Raw genomic sequence first — 15,974 nt, 5'->3', positions numbered from 1 at the left:
ATGAGTCTGGAGACTCTCTGGCTGGCCCTCCTCGGCCTGCTCCTCGCCGGATACTTCGTGCTCGGCGGCTACGACTACGGCGCACAGATGCTGCATCCCCACCTCGGCGGCGGCAGGGAAGCGGGCCGGGAAGCGGCACGCGCCGACCGCAACGCCGCGCTCGACGCCATCGCGCCCTTCTTCCTGGGCAACGAGGTCTGGCTGGTGGCCTTCACCGGCGTCCTGTTCGGCGCCTTCCCCCACTTGGAAGGCACGCTCCTGTCCGGCCTCTACCCGCTGATCGTCGCGATTCTCGTCGGCCTGGTCGTCGGCAACGCCGCGATCCAGCTCCGCGGCAGGGCGCGCGGCTCGGGCGGACGCCGGATGTGGGGCGCCCTGATCGTGTTCGGCGGCGCGCTGCCCGCCGTGTGCTGGGGCTTCGTCCTGGGACTGCTCCTCCACGGCGTGCCCCGGCGGGCCGACGGCAGCTTCCACATCGGGTTCGGCGATGTGTTCTCGCCGTTCGTGCTGGCCTGCGGCGTGACCACCGCGCTGCTCTTCGCGGCGCACGGAGCGGGCTTCGTCGCACTGCGCTCGGGGCCGGACCTTGCCGCGAGAGCCCGTGAGTTGGGCGCCCAACTGCTGTGCGGCACGTTCGCCGCGGGCAGCCTCGCGCTGCTCCTGACGCTTTTCGGGGCGGGCGCCTCGATGACGAACCGCGGGACCTCGGCGGTCATCGCCGCCCTGCTCGCCGCGGCGCTCGCCGGGGCCTGGTGGTCCTTCTCCCGCGGGCACCACGTGCGGGCGTTCGTGGCCACATGCTGCGCCACCGCGTTGCCGGTGCCGCTCGTCGGCGCAGGCCACTACCCGTACCTCCTGATCAGTTCGGCGGGCACGGGCCTGACCATCGATCACTCCGTCACGGACGGCGCCACGCTGAAGATCCTGAGCGCGTTCGGGGTCCTGGTGGTCCCGACGATCCTCGCGTACCAGGCGTGGAGCTGGTGGGCCTTCCGGGGGAGGACGGGCCGCCGCCACCCCAGCTACTTCTGACCCCCGCCCCTCCTCCCCTCCTCCCTCCTCTCCCCCTGCTTCTGCCCCCATTTCCCGGACACGAGAGGGACGATCCAGGATGAAGCCGGTCGAACGCCGACTGCGGCGCGAACTCCCGGTGCTGCGACGCCACATGACGTACTCCACCGGCCTCGCGTTCCTCGGCGCCGGGCTCGTCGTCGCCCAGGCGGCCCTGCTGGCGGGGGTCCTCGCGGACGGCTTCGCCGGGCACGGGCCGCGGACCGCGCCGCTGCTCGCACTCGGCGCCGTCATGGCCCTGCGCGCGCTGCTCGCCTGGGCCCGCGGGGCGCTCGCGCAGCGCGCCGCGGCCGACGTCAAGCGCACGCTGCGCGACCGGATCACCGGGCGGCTGCGGGACTCCGGCCCCCTGCGCCTCGCCGCGGGGCGCCACGGCGAGACGGCGACGCTGCTCACCCGTGGCCTGGACGCCCTCGACCCGTACGTCGTCGGCTACTTGCCCACGATGGCGGCCACCGCCGTGGTGCCCCTCACCGTGGTCGGCTGGCTGTGGTGGACCGACTGGACATCGGCGCTGATCATCCTTGTGACGCTGCCGCTGATCCCCGTGTTCGGTGCGCTGGTCGGCCTGCACACCGCACGGCGCACCGCACGGCAGTGGCGGTTGCTCGCCCGGCTCGGCGGCCACTTCCTGGACGTGGTGGCGGGACTGCCGACGCTGCGGGCGTTCGGCCGCGAGCGGCATCAGACGCGGGTGGTGGACGAGATGGCGCACGCCCACCGCCGGGCCACCATGCGGACGCTGCGCGTGGCGTTCCTCTCCTCCCTGATCCTGGAGACCGTCGCCACCCTGTCCGTCGCCCTGGTGGCCGTGCCCGTCGGGCTGCGGCTGCTCGGCGGCGAGCTGGACCTTCGTACGGCCCTGACCGTTCTCTTCCTCGCCCCCGAGGCGTATCTGCCGCTGCGGGCCATGGGCGCCGCCTTCCACGACAGCGCGGAGGGCATCGCGGTGGCGGAACGGGTCTTCGCGGTCCTCGACGAGGAAGAGCCGCGGGCCCGGCGCACCGCGGCCGACCGCGCCCCGGTGCCGGTGCCGGACGTCCGGACGGCGCGGCTGTGCCTCGACGGCGTCACGGTCCAGTACGCGGACCGCGCCGCGCCCGCCCTGCGAGAGGCCTCTCTCACGATCCGCCCCGGTGAACACATCGCCCTGGTCGGCCCGAGCGGCGCGGGCAAGTCCACGGTGCTCGCCCTGCTGCTCGGCTTCGTGGCTCCGGCCTCGGGCCGGATCACGGTCGGCGGCACGGACCTCGCGGAGCTCGATGCCGACGCGTGGCGGTCGCAGGTGGCGTGGGTACCGCAGCGCCCGCACCTCTTCGCGGCGTCCGTGGCGGACAACATCCGCCTCGGCCGCCTTGACGCGAGCGATGCCGAGGTGCGGGTTGCGGCCCGCGCCGCCTCGGCCGACGGCTTCATCGAGGAACTGCCACAGGCGTACGACACGATGCTCGGCGAGCACGGCGCCGGCCTCTCCGCGGGTCAACGCCAGCGCATCGCCGTGGCCCGCGCGTTCCTCAAGGACGCCCCGGTCCTGCTCCTCGACGAACCGACCGCCCACCTGGACCCCGAGAGCGAGGCAGCCGTCGTACACGCCACGGCGCGTCTGATGCGGGGCCGCACGGCAGTCGTCGTCGCCCACCGCACCACTCTGCTCCCCCATGCCGACCGGATCGTCACGGTACGAGAGGCGGGCCTCGCCCTGCCTCAACCGGACCCCGCGGCCGGGCTGGTGACACCGGACGGACTCGTGGCCCCCTAGCCGGGACGACAGCCGCGGGACGCCCTGGACCACAGCCGCAGGAACCCCTGCGCGAGAACCGCGGGACGCCCTAGAGGACAGCGCGGTGGCCCGGCGCCGCCATCGCGGTCGCCCTACTCGCGCCCATCCGCACGCCGCCGTGAACACCCGTATCACAGGAGCGGTGCCATGCCTTCCCGCGTCCGCACGCCTCCAGGGACACCCGTCACCGAAGGGACGGCGCCCCCTGCCCCGCCACCGGCCCCGCTGTCCCCGTCCCTCTCGAACACCCCGCCCTCACCCACCACCGCTACCTCAACCTCCAACTCCACACCCACCTCCACCTCCACCCCCACACCCGCCCGTCACGGAAGGGCCGTTGCCCCATGACTGCCGCCGCCGATCGCGCCCTCCCCCGCCCCGCCCTCCGCCTCCTCCGGCACCTCCTCCCCCACTGGCGCAGGCTGCTGCCCGCCGCCATCGCCGCCGCAGGCAGTGAGCTTGCCGGGGCCGCGCTGATGGCCACCGCGGCCTGGCTGATCACTCGGGCTGCCGAGCAGCCGCCCCTCGCCTCCGTCAGCGTTGCCATCGTGGCCGTGCGCGCTCTGGCGCTGGGGCGTGGAACGCTGCGCTACGCCGATCGGTTGCTCGGGCACGACGGTGTGCTGCGGGCCGTCGCGGGGTTCCGTACCCGGGTGTACGAGGCGCTGGTACCACTCGCCCCCGCCGGAACCCCCGCCTTCCGCAGCGGTGATCTACTGACCCGTCTCGTCGACGACGTGGACGCCGCCCAGAACCTGCTCCTCCGCATCCTGACCCCGGCGGCGGCCGCCTGCGCGGTCGCCGCCGCCGCAACCGCGACCGCAGCGGTGCTGTTGCCGCAGGCGGGCCTGCTCCTCGCGCTGCTCCTGGCCGTGGCGGGGCTTCTCGTACCCGCTCTGGTGCTCGCACTGTCCCGCCACGCCGGGCACGCCGAGAGGGCCGCGCGTGCCGAACTGGCCACCCTCACCGTGGACTTGACGCAGGGTGCGGCCGACCTCGCCGCGTACGGCGCCCGGGGCCGCGCCGCCGAGCGTGCGGGCCGCGCCTCGGCCCGTATCGCCGCCCTGGAGCGGCACAGCGCTCTCACCACGCAGCTCGCCACGGCCGTGGTCCTGCTGCTGCAGGGCGCGGCGGCGGTCGGCGTCACCTGGCTCGCGCTCCGCGCACACTCGGCCGGTACGTTGCCCGCCGTGCGTCTGACCGTGCTCGCGGTTCTCGCGCTGGTCGCCTTCGAGGCCCTCGCCCCGCTGCCCGCCGCCGCCCGCAGGCTCACCGAAGTGCAGGCCTCGGCGCGCCGGTTGGCGGATCTGTTCGACACGCCGCCGCCCGTCACCGACCCGGCCGCCCCGGCGCCGCTCCCGCTCGACGAGCCGCTCGGCGTCACCGTCACCGACCTGCGGGTGCGCCACCGCCCGGACGGCCCGCCCGCCCTGGACGGGGTGAGCCTGCGGCTGCCGCCGGGTCGCCGGGTCGTGCTCGTCGGCGCCAGTGGCTCCGGCAAGTCGACGTTGATCGCGGCGCTCATGCGGTTCGTCCCGTACGAGTCCGGAAGCATCCGCATGGGTGGGCGCGAGACGCGCGAACTGCGCGACTTCGCGGGCGCCGACGTGCGCCGCGCGATCACGGGCGTCACGCAGGACGCGCACGTCTTCCACACCACGATCCGCGCCAACCTGCTCCTGGCCCGCCCCGACGCGACGGACGCCGACCTGCGCGAAGCGGCGGGCCGCGCCCGGATCCTGGACTGGATCGGTTCCCTGCCCGACGGCTTGGACACCGTCCTCGGCGCGGACGGCGCCGCGATGTCGGGCGGTCAGCGTCAACGCCTGCTCCTGGCCCGCGCGTTGCTCGCCGACCCGCCCGTCCTGGTCCTGGACGAACCCACCGAGGGGCTCGACCCGGAGACCGCCGCCGCCGTGCTCGCCGACATCCTGGACGCCACCCGCGGCCGCACCACGCTTCTCGTCACGCACGAGCGGTCGGGCATCTCCGCGGCCGACGAGATCGTCACGCTCGACGCCGGTGCGAGGTCACTGCCGCTCAGTGGAACTCGTACCGCTGCCCTGCCCGCGCCTTGAACGTCTTCGCCCCACCGCTGAACAGGTCGCTGCGCACGGTGAGTTCACGCGTGCGCGACGCCCGGAGGGCGATGTGCGTGGCACGGCCCCCCGCCCAGGTGATGTCGAGGGTCGCTCCGCCGCGCGCCCGCAGACCCCGCACCGTCCCGGCGGGCCAGCTCGCGGGCAGGGCGGGCAGGATCTCGATGACGTCGTGCTGGCTCTGCAGGAGCATTTCGACGACGCCGGAGGTCGCGCCGAAGTTGCCGTCTATCTGGAAGGGCGGGTGCGTGTCCCAAAGGTTCGGCAGGGTCGAGGACTTCAGCTGTTCGCCGAGCATCTTGTGCGCGTGGTCGCCGTCCCGCAGCCGCGCCCAGAAGTTGATCTTCCACGCCTTGGACCAGCCGGTGCCGCCGTCACCGCGCGCCCGCAGGGACACCTTCGCCGCCTCGGCCCATGTGCTGCCCGGCTCGATCTGCCTGCCGGGGTGCAGGGCATAGAGGTGGGAGACGTGCCGGTGGTCGTCGGCCTGGTCGTCCGCATCGGCCTTCCACTCCTGGAGTTGGCCCCACGAGCCGATGCGCAGACCGGGGTCCAGTCCGTCCAGGGTCTTCGCCAGCTCGGCGCGGAAGGACGGCGAGTCGCCGAGGACGCGCGCCGCCTCCAGCGTGTTGGTGAGCAGATCGTGGACGATCTGCTGGGCCATGGCGCCGCCCGCGGTGAAGTCGCCGTGCTCGGGCGAGTAGCTGGGCGTGACGACGAGCGTGCCGTCGCGCGGATCGGTCCGCAGGTTGTCGAGCCAGAACTCGGCGGCCTCCTTCATCGCCGGGTAGGCGGTGGCGCGCAGATAGTCCGTGGAGCCGCCGAAGCGGTAGTGCTCGTAGAGCTGCGCGGTGAGCCAGGCAGCGGCCTCGGGGAACCAGAAGGCGGTCGACCAGTCGTGCACCCCGGTGAAGCCGTAGGGGTTGGTCTCGTTGTGCACGACCCAGCCGCGGCTGCCGAACATCTCCTTGGCCGTACGCCGCCCCGGCGCGCGCAGCGCCTCAACGAAGCGGTCGTACGGCGCGGTCGTCTCGGGCAGGTTCGCGGCCTCGGCGAGCCAGTAGTTCATCTGGAGGTTGATGTTGGTGTGGTAGTCCGCCGACCAGGGCGGCGTCGTGCTGTTGTTCCACACGCCCTGGAGGTTGGCGGGCAGCGATCCGGCGCGCGAGGAGGCGATGAGGAGGTAGCGGCCGTACTGGAAGAACAGCGCCTCCAAGGCCCGGTCGGCCGCCGCCCCCGACGGTCCCCCGTACTCCTTGAGGAGCCGGTCGGTGGGGACGTCGGCGGGCAGGGCCTGGCCGATGTCCAGGGCGACGCGGCCGAACAGGTCGCGGTGGTCGCGCAGATGGCGGGCGCGCAGCTTGCCGTGCCCCGTCGCGACCGCCTTGTCGACGGCTCCGGTGACGGCGGCGTGCGGGTCCTCGCCCCGGTAGTCGGGGTGGGTGTCGGCGTGGTCGGTGCCCGCGGCGAGGACGAACCAGACGTGGTCGGCGCCGGTCACCGTGACGCTGCCGTCGCCGTTCGCGACGCGCGTGCCGCCCTGGTGCGAGATCCGCAGCTGTGCCTCGAACTTCAGGCCGTTGTCGGCGAGTTCACCGCGTACGGTGATGCGGTCCCCGTCCGCTTTCGCCGTGAAGTCGGCACGAGGCGAGGCGTAGCGGAGGGTGCAGGTGACCTGTCCGGCGCGGTCGGCAAAGAGGCGCCCGACCATCACTCCGTCGGGGTACGAGGCGAAGAACTCCCGGTGGTGCCGCACTTGTTCACGGCGGTACGTGACGGTCGCGAGCCCCTGTCCGATGTCGAGGGCACGGCGGTAGGAGGCGTCGGACGCGGCCGGGGTGCCGGGCACGTCGATGTGGAGGTCGCCGAAGGTCTGGTGGGCGCCGTAGCCGCGCCGGGGCTGGCCGAGTTTCGCCGCGACCGTGTCGGGGTCGAGCCTGCCCTTCTCGTCGAGCTCCTCGCGCACGGCGTCGAGGGCGCCGGGCCGGGGGGCGCGCCAGTTCCCGAAGTCGTATCCCTCCCGGGAGCCGGGGCCGCCGGTCCACAGGGTCTTCTCGTTGAACTGGAGCCGCTCGGAGGCGAGGGTGCCGAAGACCATGGCGCCGAGGGCGCCGTTGCCGATGGGCAGGGCCTCGCGCTCCCAGTCGGCGGCGGGGGTGCCGTACCAGAGCACGGTTTCCGCCGATTCATCGGAGGTGTAATGCTCGGGCGACCCGGCGGCCGCTGCGGCGGACGCGGCGTCGCCGACCACGCCACCGCCCGCCGCCAGAACGGCAGTGGTGCCGAGCGCGGTCTTCATGGTGGTTCTTCGCGTGATCCCCTGAGTCATGACCGGTCACGTTAAAAGTCCGATGACTGACCTGGCAAGACACAAAACTGCCCCGTTCCTTGGACGGAACGGGGCAGTACTTGGACGGAAGTGCGAAAGGCGCCGGAGCGGGAGTGCCCGGCCGGGGCGGTCAGCCCTGCCGGAAGGGCGCCGCGGTCAGCCCTGCTGGAAGAGCTCCGCGGGCAGCGGCTTCAGGAGCGCGTACAGGTCGTCGGTGATGGGACGGTCCCAGGCGGCGATGGTCACCAGGACGTTGTCGCTGCGGTCGAACTGCACGCAGGAGATCCGGCTCTCGGAGAGCTTGAGGCGGCGCACGATGAGGAGGTTGTCGCCCTGCATCACCGGCACGTCCTCGGTGGAGACGACCGTGATGTCCTCGTCGTTCTCCAGGGCGAGGAGCAGCTGGGCCACCTCGAAGGGAACCTCGCCCTCGGCGGTCTCGCGCGCGGGGGAACCCTCGGGGAGATTGCCGATGATCATCGCGGGGCCGCGGCCGCCGAACAGGTCGTACCGCAGGAACACACCCTGGCAGCTGCCGTCGGGGGCGGGTAGCAGGCCCGCGCCGAGATTGCCGGGCCAGTCACCGGGGTCCATGGCCAGGACATCGAAGTCCGGGCCCGCGGGAGTGGCGGAGCTGCGGCGGCGGAGGAAGGACATGCGCCCATGGTACGTGGCCTCCGCCTTTCCCCGACGCGGGGGCGGGCGCGCCCCCGAAGGGGCGCGGGGCACAGCGCGACCAGTCGCAACGCACCCGCGCCCGAATCCCGACAGCCCCCGAGGCGAAGCCCCTGCACAATGGCACCCCCTCGATCCACGGAGTCCCAGTGAGCAACGCCCCCGCCCTGAACTACTGGCGCGCCCGCCTCGGCCACCTACCCGACGAGGTCTGGCACCACCCGCACCTGGAAGTCCTGATCCTGGCCGACAACGGACTCACGCGCCTGCCCGCCCGCATCGGCACGCTCGCGGACCTGCACACTCTCGACCTCGGGCACAACAAGCTGCGCGCGGTCCCCGCCGAGCTCGGCGACCTGCCGGCGCTCAGCCGGTTCCTCTACCTCCACGACAACGACCTCACCGAGCTGCCGGAGACGATCGGCCGCCTCACCCGGCTCGCGTATCTGAACGTCGGCGAGAACCGCCTGACCGCGCTCCCCGACGCGCTCGGCGCCATGGCCGGCCTCGTGGAACTGCGCGCCCAGCACAACGAATTGACCCGCCTGCCGGAGACGCTCGGCTCCCTCGGCGCGCTGCGCGAGCTGTGGCTGCGCGGCCACCGCCTGAGCGAACTGCCCTCCTCCGTGGGCGACTTGGGTGAACTGCGCGAACTGGAGCTGCGTGAGAACGCCTTCACGGCCGTCCCGGAGGCCCTGCGCGGCCTGCCCCTGCTGCGCCGCGTCGACCTGCGCTCCAACCGCGTACACGACCTCCCGGACTGGATCGCCGAACTGCCCGCGCTGGAGAAGTTGGACCTTCGCTGGAACCACACCCGCGTCAGCGACCGCGTGTCGGGGGTACTCCACGCGAAGGGCTGCGTGGTGCTGCGCTGAGCCCCGGCGGCTCAGCCCGAGACGGTCTCCGGCTCGGTATCCGAGACACCCTCGGCACCGTCGAAAGGCGGATAACTCCTGCTCCCCATGCGCTCGGCGGCGTCCACGTAGTCGGCAAGGGCCTCACGCGAGCGGGCCAGGCTCTCCATCTGGTCGTCGAGGCGCCGCAGCCGCGAGCGCATCGCGGCGACCAGCTCGGGACACCCTGGCAGCTGCGGCGCCTCGCCGACCGCGCAGGGCAGCACGTACGCGATGTCCTCTGACGACAGACCGGCGCCCAGCAGGTGCCGGATCTGCTTCACCCTCAGCAGGGCGCTCTCGTCGAACTCGCGGTATCCGTTCGTTCCGCGGTCCGCCTCCAGCAGCCCCTGCGCCTCGTAGTAGCGCAACTGGTGGGCGTTGACGCCCGTCCGGCGAGCCAGTTCCCCGATCCGCATCGCAACCTCGCTTGACCTTCACACCGGTATGAACGTTGACGATGCTGCCATGACCAACACGAACGAAGCACCCGTTTCCGTGATCGGCCTCGGACTGATGGGCCAGGCGCTCGCCGGCGCGTTCCTCGAGGCCGGGCACCCCACGACCGTGTGGAACCGCACGACCGCCAAGGCAGACCGACTCGTCGCCGAGGGAGCGCGACTGGCGCCGACGGTCGCCGATGCGATCCGGCCGGGATCCCTGACGATCGTCTGCCTCACCGACTACGACGCCTTGTACGACCTGCTCGACACGGACTCCGTCGAGCTGACCGGCACGACATTGATCAACTTCACCTCGGGCGACTCGGCGCAGGCCAGGGAAGCCGCCCGCTGGGCCGAGCGGCGCGGCGCCCGCTATCTGGACGGCGCCATCATGGCCGTCCCCCCGGCGATCGGTACCGCCGACGCGGTGATTCTGCACAGCGGTCCGCAGTCGGACTTCGACGCGCACAAGCCGACGCTCGACGCGCTCGGCACCGTCACCCACCTCGGCGAGGACCACGGCCTCGCGTCGCTGTACGACGTGGCGGGCCTCGCCATGATGTGGAGCATCCTGAACGCCTGGCTCCAGGGCACGGCCCTGCTCCGGACGGCGGGTGTCGACGCCGCGACGTTCGCGCCGTTCGCCCGGCAGATGGCCGCCGGGGTGGCCGAGTGGCTGCCGGGGCATGCCGAGTCGATCGACAGCGGCTCCTTCCCGGCCGATGTGGCGTCCCTGGATACCCACGTCCGGTCCATGGCGCATCTGATCGAGGAGAGCGAGGCGGTGGGCGTCAACGCCGAACTGCCGAAGCTGATCAAGGCGATGGCCGACCGGTCGGTCGCCGCGGGACACGGCGCGGAGGAATACGCCGTGCTGATCGAGGAGTTCGCCAAGCCCCACGAGGGCTGACCGAGGCGGGCCCGTGCTCCCTTCCCGTGGGCGCCCTGTGCTCCCTTCCCGTGGGCCCCCTGTGCTCCCTACCACCGGGCCCCTGCTCCCTTCCGGCGGCGGGCGGCGCCCCTCAGGCCGACCGCTGCGGCACCACCGCCACCGGGCACGCGGAGTGCAGCAGCACCGCGTTGGTGACCGAGCCGAGCATGCGGCCCGGGGCGGGCCTGCGGCGGTGGCGTCCGACCACCACCAGGTCCGCGGAGCGCGAGGCCTCGACGAGGTGGCCCGCCGCGTCGCCGGACGCGAGGCTCACGTCCACCGGCACGTCGGGATGACGCTCCCGGTGGGGCGCGAGCAGCCCGCCCGCGAGTTCCCCGTACCCCTTCTCGGTCTCGGCGTCCGCGACGGCCTTCATCACGAAGTCACCGGCGGCCGTGGCGCTGAGGACGGGCCACGGGTACGCGGCGACGACCCGGATCCGTGCCCGGCGCCGCGCGGCCTCGGCGAAGGCGAAGTCGAGCGCGCCCTCGTCCGGCGCGGGCGCCGAGAGCCCGAGGACCACCTCGGGGCACTCGTCCTCGACCTCGTCCGTGCCGCGCCGGGCGCCCCCGCCCGCGTCCTGCCGGGGGCGCGGCACGACCACCACCGGGCAGTCCGCTTCGCGCGCGCAGGCCACGCCGTTCGAGCCGAGCAGCAGGCCGGCGAAGCCGCCCCTGCCGCGCGAGCCGAGGACGAGGAGCGCGGCGTCGGCGCCGAGCCGCGGCAGTTCACGCCCCGGTCTGCCGTCCACGGTGACGAACTCCAGCTCGGGCAGGTCGGCGCGCCCTTCGAGGGACGCGCGGACGTGCGCGAGCACCGGGTCCGCATCGGGGCGCTCGATGACGGCCGTGAACGGGCCGTCGACGAGCGGTATGTCGTACGCCCGTACATGCGCGATCCGCAGGGGCGCACCGCGCAGCCGTGCGGCGGCCAGCGCCCACTCCAGGGCGCGGCCGCCACCGGCCGAACCGTCCACCGCCGCGACGACGGAGCCACTGCTGTTCACGTTGCCGACCGGTTCGCTGCTCATGGCTCCAGCCTTGTGCAGCCCCCGCCGCGACGGGAGGGTCGAAGGTCACGCGATCAGCCGGACCGAAAGGCCGTCGCCGGCCTTCGGTGGGCCCCTTCGCCAGGGTCTTCAGTGGGGCCTCTTCAGTGAGGCCTCTATGTGAGGTCGAACTCGCCCTCGCGGGCGCCGTGGACGAATGCACCCCACTCCGCCGGAGTGAAGATCAGCGAGGGGGCCTCCGGCCGGCCACCGTTGCGCATCGCGACGAAGCCTTCGACGAAGGCGATCTCCACGTCTCCGCGCCCCGCGCTGCTCGATCGCCAGTCGGCGCTGCTGAGGTCGAGCTCCGGTTTGTCCCAACCCGCGAGCGGATGCTGCTGAGTGGTGCTGTCGGCCACGTCCGTGCTCCTCCCGAATGCGTCGTCCGGCGCCAGCCTAGCTTTCGCTTCCGGCGCCGGACAGGCCGCGACGACAGGACCCTCGCGGGCACCCTTCAGGTGGTGGGCGGCTCGGCCCCGACGAGCCACATGGAGAAGAACTGTGATCCGCCGCCGTAGGCGTGCCCAAGTGCCCTGCGCGCCCCGTCCACTTGGTGCTCGCCGGCCAGGCCGCGCACCTGAAGTGCCGCCTCGGCGAAGCGGATCATGCCGGAGGCCCCGATGGGGTTGGTCGACAGGACGCCGCCGGACATGTTCACCGGGAGATCGCCGTCCAGTTCCGTCACGCCGGACTCGGTGAGCTTCCACCCCTCGCCCTCGGCCGCGAAACCGAGGTTCTCCAGCCACATCGGCTCGTACCAGGAGAACGGCACGTACATCTCGACGGCGTCGATCTCCCGGCGCGGGTCGGCGATCCCGGCCTGCCGGTAGACGTCGGCCGCGCAGTCCTTGCCCGCCTGCGGGGAGACGAAGTCCTTGCCGGCGAAGAGCGTCGGCTCGCTGCGCATCGCGCCGCCGTGCATCCAGGCGGGCGGCCGGGGCGAACGCGCCGCTCCCGCGCGGTCGGTGAGGATCATCGCGCAGGCCCCGTCGGAGGACGGGCAGGTCTCCGAGTAGCGGATCGGGTCCCACAGCATCGGCGACGCCTGGACCTTCTCCAGGGTGATGTCCCGCTCGTGGAGGTGCGCGTAGGGGTTCTTCAGGGCGTTGCGGCGGTCCTTGTACGCGACGAGGGAGCCGACCGTGTCGGGGGCGCCGGTGCGCCGCATGTACGCGCGCACGTGCGGGGCGAAGAAGCCGCCCGCGCCCGCGAGCAGCGGCTGCTGGAACGGGATGGGCAGCGAAAGGCCCCACATCGCGTTGGATTCCGACTGCTTTTCGAAGGCGAGGGTCAGGACCGTACCGTGGACGCGGCCCGCGACGAGGTTGGCGGCGACGAGTGCCGTGGACCCGCCGACGGAGCCCGCCGTGTGCACGCGCAGCATGGGTTTGCCGACGGCGCCGAGCGCGTCGGCGAGGTAGAGCTCCGGCATCATGACGCCCTCGAAGAAGTCGGGCGCCTTGCCGATGACGACGGCGTCGATGTCGGCCCACGTCAACTCGGCGTCCGCGAGAGCGCGTTGGGCGGCCTCGCGGACGAGGCCCGCGATCGACACGTCGCGCCGGGCGGCCACGTGCCCGGTCTGGCCGACCCCGACGACGGCCACGGGTTCCTTGCCCACCGGATTGCTCATCGGGCGTCTCCTTCCAGGACGGCGACCAGGTTCTGCTGGAGGCAGGGCCCGGACGTGGCGTGCGCGACGGCGCGGTCCGACGCGCCCCGGTGGATGCGGGCGGCGGCTTCGCCGATGCGGATGAGACCCGCGGCCATCACGGGGTTGGCGGCGAGGGCGCCGCCGGACGGGTTGACGGCGACGTCGTCGCCGAGCTTCAGCGCCTTGCGCAGGACGACCTCCTGCGAGGTGAAGGGCGCGTGCAACTCGGCGGTGTCCACGGCCCGTTCGAAGAGCCCGGCCCGTTCGGCGGCAAGGCGTGCGGAGGGCGAGTCGGTGAGGTCGCGCACACCGAGGCCGTGCGCCTCGATGCGGTGGTCGATGCCCCGGATCCACGCGGGCCGCTCGCACAGCTCCCCGGCCCGCTCCCCCGCCGCGAGGATCACGGCGGCGGCCCCGTCGCCGATCGGCGGGCAGTCGCCGGTGCGCAGGGGACGTACGAGATAGTCGCCCTGCGTCACCGAACCCCGCAGCTGTGCGTGGGAGTTGGCGGCCGCGTCCGCCCGGCTGCGCCGCGCGACCCCGGCGAGCGCGGGCTCGTCGATCTCCCCCGCGTCGATGAGCGCCTGGGCCTGGAGGGCGGCGAGCGCCACGGCGTCGGGCCACAGCGGCGCCACGTAGTACGGGTCGAGCTGCCGGGTCAGCACGTCGCGCACCGAGCCGGGCGAGGACTTGCCGTAGGAGTAGACGAGCGCGGTGTCGGCCTCGCCGGTCTGCAGCTTCACCCACGCCTCGTACAGCGCCCAGGCGCCGTCCATCTCGACGTGCGACTCGGAGATCGGCGGCCAGGCGCCCACTCCGTCGAGCGCCATGGTGAAGGAGAAGGCGCGCCCGGCGAGATAGTCCGAGGACCCCGAGCAGGTGAACCCGATGTCACTGGTCTTCAGGCCGGTGGCGGCGAGGACTTCGTGGAGCACCGGCATGAGCATCTCGACCTCGGAGAGCTCGTCCGTGGAGCGCAGGTGGTCGCTCTGCCCGAAGGCGACGACGGCGACGTCCCGTGCGGGCCGCCGTGCGGCGGACGATGACGACGTCATCTACACCAGCTCCTTGTACGTGTCGTAGTCGGCGTCGGGCTCGCCCGTGGGCCGGTAGTGGTCGGGGTAGCGGCCGCCCTCGGTCCACACCGGTTCGACGCGCAGCCCCATGCGGACCTGGTCGTAGGGGATTCCCGCGATGCGTGCGTGCAGGGCGAGGTCCGCGCCGTCGAGGGCGATGTGCGCGTAGACGTAGGGGACTTCGATGTCGAGATTCGCCGTATGAGCAGCCTTGATGTTGACGATGCAGTACGTCGTGACGGTGCCGCGCGGCCCGACCTCCACACGCTCCGCCGTGGCGACGCCGCAGGTGGGGCAGGCACCCCGGGGCGGGACGTACACCTTGCGGCAGGACGGGCAGCGCTCTCCGACGGTCTTCTGCTCGGAGAGGGCGTTGATGTACGCGGACTGGGCACGGCCGGGCGAGTAGGTGTAGTCGAGCCGCGCCGCGGCGACGATCCCGGTGACGGGCTCGTCGAACTCCCCGCGGTGCGGGACGGGTTGCCGCCCTGTCTCCCCTTCCTCGTACGCCTCGAAGCAGGCGATGTCCGTGATGGCGCCGACGCGTTCGGCGGCCCAGCGGACGCGGACGCGCATGCCGGTGCGCACCGCGTCGGGGCCCGGCACGTCGAGGGCGTGGAGCAGGGCGGTGTCGGCCCCGTCGAGCTTGACGAGGACCCAGGCGAAGGGGGTGTCGAGGGGCTGGCCGCGGCGGGGTTCGTGGTTCCAGGCCCAGGTGGTGACGGTGCCGGTGGTGGCGACCTCGACCAGGTCGCGTATCTCTTCGGCGGTCACGGGGTCGTACTCGACGGGCGGCACGAGCGTACGCCCGTCACCGGTCCTGACCCCGAGCACGGTGCGCTCGCGCAGCCCGGTGAGAAAGGCGCTCTGCACGGGCCCGAGGGACCGGGTGAAGGGAAACTCGACGACGAGCGGGGCACGAAGCACTTCCGGGGAGGGGACGGATGTCATGACGGGGGACTCCGTTTCCATGTGACGGGGAATGCGCCCCCTGAGAGGGGCGCGAGGAACTGCGCGACCAGCCACATCCGGCCCGCAGTCAAGAAACGACCTACGCACGCCGAAAAACAGGCGCCCGCTTCTCCGCGAAGGCCCGCGCCCCTTCCTTCGCGTCGGCCGTGTCGAAAACGGGCCGTCCCCGCTTCAACTCGGCCGCGAGCCCGTCCACCTCCGTCATCTCCGCGGTTTCGTACACAGACGCCTTGACCGCCTCCACGGCCAGTGGCCCGCACGCGTTGATCTGCTCGGCGACGGCAAGGGCCGTCTCCAGGGCGGAGCCATCCGGCACGACCCGCCCGACGAGACCGATCGCCGCGGCCTCGGCCGCCGAGTAGGGCCGCCCGGTGAGCAGCATCTCCAGGGCATGCGTACGAGGAATCTGCCGGGGAAGCCGCACGGTCGAGCCGCCGATCGGGAACAGCCCCCGCTTCACCTCGAAGAGACCGAACGTCGCCGACTCCCCCGCGACGCGGATGTCCGTGCCCTGCAGGATCTCCGTGCCGCCCGCCACGCAGTGGCCCTCGACGGCGGCGATGACGGGTTTGCGGGGCCGGTGGTGGCGCAGCATGGCCTTCCAGTGCAGATCGGGGTCGGCCTTGAGCCGGTCCCGGTACTGCTCGCCCTCCATGCCCTTGCCCGCGAGGGCCTTGAGGTCCATGCCCGCGCAGAACGTGCCGCCCGCGCCGGTGAGCACGATGGAGCGGACCGCGTCGTCCTCGTCGGCCTCGACCCACCCGTCGTACAGGCCGACGAGCATCGACAACGAGAGGGCGTTCTTCGCCTCGGGCCTGTTCAGCGTGAGTATCAGTGTGGCGCCTTCGCGCCGCACGGAGAGGTGTTCCGTCCCACCCATGTGCCGTGCTCCCTCCATCGACGGCCACCGGGCGACCGGCCTCGACCGGCCCGTCGCCCGCGGACCTGGAACAGGTTGCAGTAGGCGGAGTGGCAGTTCAAGAGTTTTCTGACAGTCAGTCAG

Annotated in this window: 14 protein-coding genes; 5 read left to right on the top strand and 9 right to left on the bottom strand. The window is 72.7% G+C overall.

Annotation, left to right across the window (positions count from 1 at the left end; genetic code table 11):
- The 3 genes from cydB to cydC all read left to right on the top strand — a co-directional run bounded on the left by cydB (position 1) and on the right by cydC (position 4,929).
- Complete coding sequence (gene cydB, locus AB0B50_RS01360; protein ID WP_362323749.1) at positions 1–1,032, top strand: cytochrome d ubiquinol oxidase subunit II; 1,032 nt, start codon at positions 1–3, stop codon at positions 1,030–1,032.
- Between the two features lie 79 nt (positions 1,033–1,111).
- Positions 1,112–2,830, top strand: coding sequence for a thiol reductant ABC exporter subunit CydD (gene cydD / locus AB0B50_RS01355; protein WP_362323746.1), 1,719 nt, complete (start codon positions 1,112–1,114; stop codon positions 2,828–2,830).
- Between the two features lie 365 nt (positions 2,831–3,195).
- Positions 3,196–4,929, top strand: coding sequence for a thiol reductant ABC exporter subunit CydC (cydC, locus tag AB0B50_RS01350; RefSeq protein WP_362323743.1), 1,734 nt, complete (start codon positions 3,196–3,198; stop codon positions 4,927–4,929).
- On the opposite strand, the gene AB0B50_RS01345 is transcribed toward cydC, so the two are convergent.
- Both AB0B50_RS01345 and AB0B50_RS01340 read right to left on the bottom strand, forming a co-directional pair.
- Positions 4,892–7,123: a glycoside hydrolase family 95 protein gene (locus AB0B50_RS01345; protein ID WP_362325006.1), complete on the bottom strand. Its 2,232-nt coding sequence runs from the start codon at positions 7,121–7,123 to the stop codon at positions 4,892–4,894. The genes cydC and AB0B50_RS01345 overlap by 38 nt on opposite strands.
- Before the next feature lie 312 nt (positions 7,124–7,435).
- Entirely contained in the window at positions 7,436–7,936 is a 501-nt protein-coding gene (locus AB0B50_RS01340) for a hypothetical protein (RefSeq protein ID WP_359640453.1), read from the bottom strand.
- A gap of 167 nt (positions 7,937–8,103) precedes the next feature.
- Here AB0B50_RS01340 and AB0B50_RS01335 point away from each other — a divergent pair, with 167 nt between their 5' ends.
- On the top strand, positions 8,104–8,829 hold the full coding sequence (locus AB0B50_RS01335; RefSeq protein WP_362323740.1) for a leucine-rich repeat domain-containing protein: 726 nt from the start codon (positions 8,104–8,106) through the stop codon (positions 8,827–8,829).
- Between the two features lie 11 nt (positions 8,830–8,840).
- On the opposite strand, the gene AB0B50_RS01330 is transcribed toward AB0B50_RS01335, so the two are convergent.
- The gene (locus AB0B50_RS01330) at positions 8,841–9,266 is read right to left on the bottom strand and encodes a MerR family transcriptional regulator (RefSeq protein WP_362323736.1); all 426 of its coding nucleotides are present in this window, start codon (positions 9,264–9,266) and stop codon (positions 8,841–8,843) included.
- 49 nt (positions 9,267–9,315) lie between these two features.
- Here AB0B50_RS01330 and AB0B50_RS01325 point away from each other — a divergent pair, with 49 nt between their 5' ends.
- Positions 9,316–10,200 carry an NAD(P)-binding domain-containing protein gene (locus AB0B50_RS01325; protein WP_362323733.1) on the top strand — a complete coding sequence of 295 codons (885 nt, stop codon included), beginning with the start codon at positions 9,316–9,318 and terminating at the stop codon, positions 10,198–10,200.
- Between the two features lie 112 nt (positions 10,201–10,312).
- Here the strand turns inward: AB0B50_RS01325 and AB0B50_RS01320 are convergent, their stop codons facing one another.
- From AB0B50_RS01320 to AB0B50_RS01295, 6 genes are all read right to left on the bottom strand, one after another.
- Positions 10,313–11,251 carry a universal stress protein gene (locus AB0B50_RS01320; protein ID WP_362323730.1) on the bottom strand — a complete coding sequence of 313 codons (939 nt, stop codon included), beginning with the start codon at positions 11,249–11,251 and terminating at the stop codon, positions 10,313–10,315.
- 134 nt (positions 11,252–11,385) lie between these two features.
- Positions 11,386–11,628, bottom strand: a complete 243-nt coding sequence (locus tag AB0B50_RS01315) for a DUF397 domain-containing protein (RefSeq protein ID WP_362323728.1) — start codon at positions 11,626–11,628, stop codon at positions 11,386–11,388.
- A 95-nt stretch (positions 11,629–11,723) separates the two neighbouring features.
- On the bottom strand, positions 11,724–12,890 hold the full coding sequence (locus AB0B50_RS01310) for a thiolase domain-containing protein (protein ID WP_362325003.1): 1,167 nt from the start codon (positions 12,888–12,890) through the stop codon (positions 11,724–11,726).
- 8 nt (positions 12,891–12,898) lie between these two features.
- A complete protein-coding gene (locus tag AB0B50_RS01305; protein WP_362323725.1) occupies positions 12,899–13,978 on the bottom strand; it encodes a thiolase domain-containing protein in 1,080 nt (359 codons plus the stop codon).
- Positions 13,979–14,950 carry an OB-fold domain-containing protein gene (locus AB0B50_RS01300; RefSeq protein ID WP_362323722.1) on the bottom strand — a complete coding sequence of 324 codons (972 nt, stop codon included), beginning with the start codon at positions 14,948–14,950 and terminating at the stop codon, positions 13,979–13,981. It lies immediately after the preceding gene.
- A gap of 100 nt (positions 14,951–15,050) precedes the next feature.
- Positions 15,051–15,851, bottom strand: coding sequence for a crotonase/enoyl-CoA hydratase family protein (locus tag AB0B50_RS01295; RefSeq protein WP_362323719.1), 801 nt, complete (start codon positions 15,849–15,851; stop codon positions 15,051–15,053).
- Between the last annotated feature and the right edge of the window lie 123 nt (positions 15,852–15,974).

It is taken from the genome of Streptomyces sp. NPDC041068, assembly GCF_040647455.1.
GTDB lineage: Bacteria > Actinomycetota > Actinomycetes > Streptomycetales > Streptomycetaceae > Streptomyces.
Note: the sequence above shows the minus strand (reverse complement) of the source record. Positions and strands in the feature narration are given on the sequence as shown.

Coding starts and splice junctions, on each gene's coding strand:
- cydB (WP_362323749.1), top strand. CDS start 1: ATGAGTCTGGAGACTCTCTGGCTGGCCCTCCTCGGCCTGCTCCTCGCC.
- cydD (WP_362323746.1), top strand. CDS start 1,112: ATGAAGCCGGTCGAACGCCGACTGCGGCGCGAACTCCCGGTGCTGCGA.
- cydC (WP_362323743.1), top strand. CDS start 3,196: ATGACTGCCGCCGCCGATCGCGCCCTCCCCCGCCCCGCCCTCCGCCTC.
- AB0B50_RS01340 (WP_359640453.1), bottom strand. CDS start 7,936: ATGTCCTTCCTCCGCCGCCGCAGCTCCGCCACTCCCGCGGGCCCGGAC.
- AB0B50_RS01330 (WP_362323736.1), bottom strand. CDS start 9,266: ATGCGGATCGGGGAACTGGCTCGCCGGACGGGCGTCAACGCCCACCAG.
- AB0B50_RS01325 (WP_362323733.1), top strand. CDS start 9,316: ATGACCAACACGAACGAAGCACCCGTTTCCGTGATCGGCCTCGGACTG.
- AB0B50_RS01320 (WP_362323730.1), bottom strand. CDS start 11,251: ATGAGCAGCGAACCGGTCGGCAACGTGAACAGCAGTGGCTCCGTCGTC.
- AB0B50_RS01305 (WP_362323725.1), bottom strand. CDS start 13,978: ATGACGTCGTCATCGTCCGCCGCACGGCGGCCCGCACGGGACGTCGCC.
- AB0B50_RS01300 (WP_362323722.1), bottom strand. CDS start 14,950: ATGACATCCGTCCCCTCCCCGGAAGTGCTTCGTGCCCCGCTCGTCGTC.
- AB0B50_RS01295 (WP_362323719.1), bottom strand. CDS start 15,851: ATGGGTGGGACGGAACACCTCTCCGTGCGGCGCGAAGGCGCCACACTG.